Here is a 4,602-nt window from a genome sequence, read left to right as displayed (position 1 = left end):
GACCCTACACGCCACGCACCAATGGCAAGGCCGAACGGCTGGTGCAGACCAGCCTGCGCGAATGGGCTTATGCGCGCTCCTACATCAACTCCACGCAACGCGCCAACGCCTTCTCGGGCTGGCTGCATCATTACAACTGGCATCGACCACACGCCAGCCTCGGCTACAAACCTCCCATCTCCCGAATTCCACTGAACAACGTGGTGGGTTTACACACCTAGATCGGATCGTGGTACGCGGTGAGGAAGGCGCGCAGCGAGGCCGGCTTGAGCGGCTTGGTCAGCAACCGGTAGCCGCGCTCGCGGGCCTGCAGCTTCAGTTCGTCGCGGCCGTCGGCGGTGAGCAGCGCGCCGGCCACCGGTCCGGGCATCGCCGCGCGCAGCGCATCCAGGGTCTCCAGGCCGTCGAGCCGGTCGTGCAGGTGGTAATCGACCAGCATCACCTGCGGCGCGCACGCGGCCTGCGCCAGCGCCTCGTCGACGGTGCTGGCGCAGATCACCTCCACCTGCCAACGGCCGAGCAGCGCGCGCATGCCGTCGAGGATTTCCTGATCGTTGTCCACGCACAGCACGCGCAGCCCGGCCAGCGAATCGGCCGCGGCCGCTGCGCGTGGCGCGCGTTGCAGCGCCTGCGGCGGTGGCGCCGCCCGCGGCACGGTGATGGAGAACATGCTGCCGTGGCCGACGCGGCTGCGCGCATCCAGGTCGTGGCCGAGCAGGCGCGAGATGCGCTGGCAGATCGACAGGCCCAGGCCCAGCCCCTGCTCGCCCCAGTCGAACGGCTGCTGGTAGCGCTGGAACTCGTCGAAGATCTGCTGCATGTGGTGCGGCGGGATGCCGGGGCCGGTGTCCCAGACCTGCAGTTCCAGCGCCGCGCCGCGGCGGCGCATGCCCAGCACGATGCGGCCCTGGCGGGTGTAGCGCAGCGCGTTGGCGAGGAAGTTCTGCAGCACCCGGCGCAGCAGCCGGCGATCGCTGCGCACCCACAGCGGCCGCGCGTACACGTGCAGGCGCAGGCCGCGGCCGGCGGCGATCGGGCTGTACTGCGCGGCCAGTTCGCGCAGCAGCAGGCCGGCATCGACGTCCTCGATGGTCGGGCGCAGGCCGCCGGCATCCAGCCGCGACACGTCGAGCAGGCCGTCGAGCAGTTCCTCGGCCGCGCGCAACGAGGCATCCACGCGCTCGGCCAGATGCCGCTGCTCCTCGCTCTGGTGCGCATCGCGCAGGGCCGAGGCGAACAGGCGCGCGGCGTTGAGCGGCTGCAGCACGTCGTGGCTGATCGCGGCCAGGAAGCGGGTCTTGGATTGCTGCGCCAGTTCGGCCTCGCGCGAGCGCTCGGCCACGCGCTGCTCCAGGGTCTCGTTGGCCTCGAGCAGCGCCTGCTCGGCGCGCTTGTAGTCGGTGATGTCGTTGTAGCTGGTGACGTAGCCGCCGCCGGGCAGCGGCTGGCCGCGCATCTCGATCACCTTGCCGTCGCTGCGGGTGCGTTCGAACACGTGCGGGGTGCCGGCGCGCATGTGCGCGATGCGGCGGGCGATCTGATCCTCCACCTGGCCGCCGCCGAGTTCGCCGCGCTCGGCGTTGTAGCGGATCAGGTCGGCGACCGGCCGGCCGACGTAGAGCATGCCGTCGGGATAGCCGAACATCTGCTGGTAGCGCCGGTTCCACGCGGTCAGGCGCATCGCCGGATCCACCACGCTGACCCCGGCGCTGATGTTCTCCAGCGTGGTGGACAGGATCTCGCGGTTGAAGCGCAGTTCCTGCCCGGCCTCGTCGAGCACCGCCACCACCTCGCCCAGGTCCATGCCCGAGCCGCGCAGCAGGCTGGTCAGCACCAGACGCGCGGAGGCCGCGCCGATCGAGGCGGCAAGCAGGCGTTCGGTGAACTGCACCCAGACGCGGTCGGCCACCGCAGTGGGCTGCGGCTCGCGGCCGAGCAGTTGCGCCTGTTCGGCGAAGGCGCGGCGGGCATGACGATCCCCGACCATGCGCTCGGCCAGCGCCTGCAGGTCGACCACGCGCACCTGCCCGAGCCAGTCGCCGGCCACCGCCGGGCGCTGCGAGTACGGCTCCAGGAACGGCGCCGCGCGCAGGCGCTCGTCCAGGCCCGGCCGCCAGCGTGCCGACACCAGCATCATCGTGCCGACGTTGACCAGCAGCGACCAGAAGGTGCCATGCGCCAGCGGGTCCCAGCCGCTCATGCCGAACAGCTGCTGCGGGCGCAGCCAGGAGATGCCGAACGGCCCATCCAGCAGCCACGCCGGCGCCAGCCAGCCGGCCTGGGTCAGCGCCGGCAGCAGCAGGGTGTAGATCCAGGTGGCGAAGCCCAGCACCATGCCGGTCTCCACGCCCTTGCGGCTGGCGCCGCGCCAGTACAGGCCGCCGATCACGCCCGGTGCGAACTGCGCCACCGCGGCGAAGGCCATCAGGCCGTAGGACGCCAGCGTGCTGTCGTTGCTGCTGCTGCGGTAATAGCCGTAGGCGATCAGCGCCAGCAGCAGGATCGCCAGGCGGCGGATCCACAGCACCTTCGAGGCCACGTCGGCACCGGCCGCCTGGTGCCCGCGGCGGCGCAGCAGCACCGGCATCACCAGGTCGTTGCTGATCATCGTCGCCAGCGCGATGCTGGAGACGATGACCATGCCGGTGGCGGCGGAGAACCCGCCCACGTAGGCGACCAGCGCCAGCGCGGTACGGCTTTCGGCCAGCGGCAGCGCCAGCACGATGCTGTCGTCGGCCACGTCGCCGCCGCCGAACAGGGCGATGCCGGCGGCGGCGATCGGCACCACCATCGCCGAGATCAGCACCAGATACAGACCGAACAGCCAGCGCGCCTTGCGGATGTCGCCGACGTCGCTGCACTCCACTACCGCCACATGGAACTGCCGTGGCAGGCACACCAGCGCCAGGAAGCTGAGTAGGGTCTGCGAGATGAAGCCCACCGGCGGGGTGTTCTGGAACAGCGTGCGTGCCGACGCCATCACCTGGCCGCCGTCGCGCACGGACAGCCACACGTAGGCGAACACGCCCACCGCCACCATCGCCAGCAGCTTCACCACCGACTCCAGCGCGATCGCCAGCATCATGCCGTGGTGGTGCTCGGTGGCATCGACCTGGCGAGTGCCGAACAGGGTGGCGAACAGCGCCATGCCCAGGGCCACGTACAGCGCGGGGTCGGCGTAGAACGGCGCACCGGCGCTGGACTGGCCGCTGAGCACCTGCAGGCTCATCGCCACCGCCTTGTACTGCAGCGCCAGGTACGGCACCACGCCGACCAGCGCGATCACCGCCACCAGCGCGGCCAAGCGCCGCGAGCGGCCGTAGCGCGAGGAGATGAAGTCGGCGATGGACACCGTATTCTCGCTGCGCGCGATCAGCGCCAGGCGCTCGACGATGCGCCAGCCGAACAGCAGCATCAGCAGCGGGCCCAGGTAGATCGGCAGGTAGCCGGCGCCGTTGCGCACCGCGCTGCCGACTGCGCCGTAGAACGTCCACGACGAGCAGTACACGGCCAGCGCCAGGCTGTACACCGCCGGCCGCAGCCACGGCCGCTCCGGGTACAGCGGACGGCGATCGCCCCACCACGCCACCGCGAACAGCAGCGCCGCATAGCCGACCGATACCAGCAGCAGGATCCAACTGGAAACCAAAGGCGAGCCCCCACGACGATGCGTGCAGTCTAGAGGGTGGGATGCGTTTCGGCGTAGTCGGGAGTTCGGCTCGCTGCGTCTGGCCTGCGTTGCGCGTGCACCATGCCTGGTTGCCGCGGGGCAGGTGAGGCGGCGGCTGCCCATACACTTAACCGCGCTTCCCTTGGCAGGCATACCGCAGGCTTTGCTTCGGCTGTGGAAAGCGCTTCTTTTGGTTTTTCTTTAGCAGAAGCAAAGCTTTCGCCTTGCGGCGAGTTCCTTTTCTTTGCTTGTGCAAAGAAAAGGAACCAAAAGAAAGCACACCCTGCCTTGCGCCCTCCGCGCTGCGCGCTCCGGGTCCGCGTCCATCACGGGGATCCGCGGAAGGGGCATCCTGCCCCTGCCGCGGACGGCGCACATCCATGTACGCCGCCCTTCGGGTTTTTCCCCGCGCTGGCCGCCGCTTCGGAAGGGAACCCGATAAGGCAAAGGCAACAACCAAAGCAACCGCAACCGCCATCATGGAACTGCAAGCCCCGCGTAGGAGCAGCTTCAGCCGCGACAAACGAAGCCGCGATGGTCTAAAGACCCGACGTGCGCCTAGCGCCCTATCTTTCTCCAAGATGCTTCCTCCCATGGCAGCAACCGCTTCACGCGCGTGCCTGCCGTGTCCAGCAAGGGCAACATCCAACCTGCAACCAGCCACGGCAGCCCCACCGGCGCTCGGGCTAAGATGCGCGCGGTGACCACCTGCGCCCGCTCCCGCTGATGTCCGGCATCCCGGCCGCCGTGCCGACGCCCCCGCCGTCGCTGCAACAGCAGACGCAGCGCCTGCTCGCGCAGGTGCAGCAGGCGCAGTCGCGCCAGGCGCAGGCCGATGCGGAGGTGGAGCGGCATCTGCCGGCGGTGGAGCAGGCGGTGGCCGCGATCCGGCGCCGGTTCGCTGCGCACGCCAGGATCGCGGCGCGGGCGGC

Annotated in this window: 3 protein-coding genes; 2 read left to right on the top strand and 1 reads right to left on the bottom strand. The window is 69.9% G+C overall.

What is annotated here, in order from left to right; genetic code table 11:
- Positions 1 to 221, top strand: a 221-nt coding sequence (locus D180_RS12115; protein WP_017913002.1) for an integrase core domain-containing protein, incomplete at its 5' end; no start/stop codon positions are given.
- Here the strand turns inward: D180_RS12115 and D180_RS12110 are convergent.
- A complete protein-coding gene (locus D180_RS12110; protein ID WP_017913001.1) occupies positions 218 to 3,649 on the bottom strand; it encodes a PAS domain-containing hybrid sensor histidine kinase/response regulator in 3,432 nt (1,143 codons plus the stop codon). The genes D180_RS12115 and D180_RS12110 overlap by 4 nt on opposite strands.
- A 747-nt stretch (positions 3,650 to 4,396) precedes the next feature.
- On the opposite strand from D180_RS12110, the gene D180_RS23945 reads away from it, so the two are divergent.
- A partial coding sequence (locus tag D180_RS23945) for a hypothetical protein (RefSeq protein ID WP_043090892.1) occupies positions 4,397 to 4,602 on the top strand: 206 nt, incomplete at its 3' end.

This window comes from Xanthomonas sp. SHU 166, from assembly GCF_000364685.1.
In the GTDB taxonomy this organism is placed as follows: Bacteria; Pseudomonadota; Gammaproteobacteria; order Xanthomonadales; family Xanthomonadaceae; genus Xanthomonas_A; species Xanthomonas_A sontii.
This window is presented reverse-complemented; position numbering and strand designations above follow the sequence as displayed.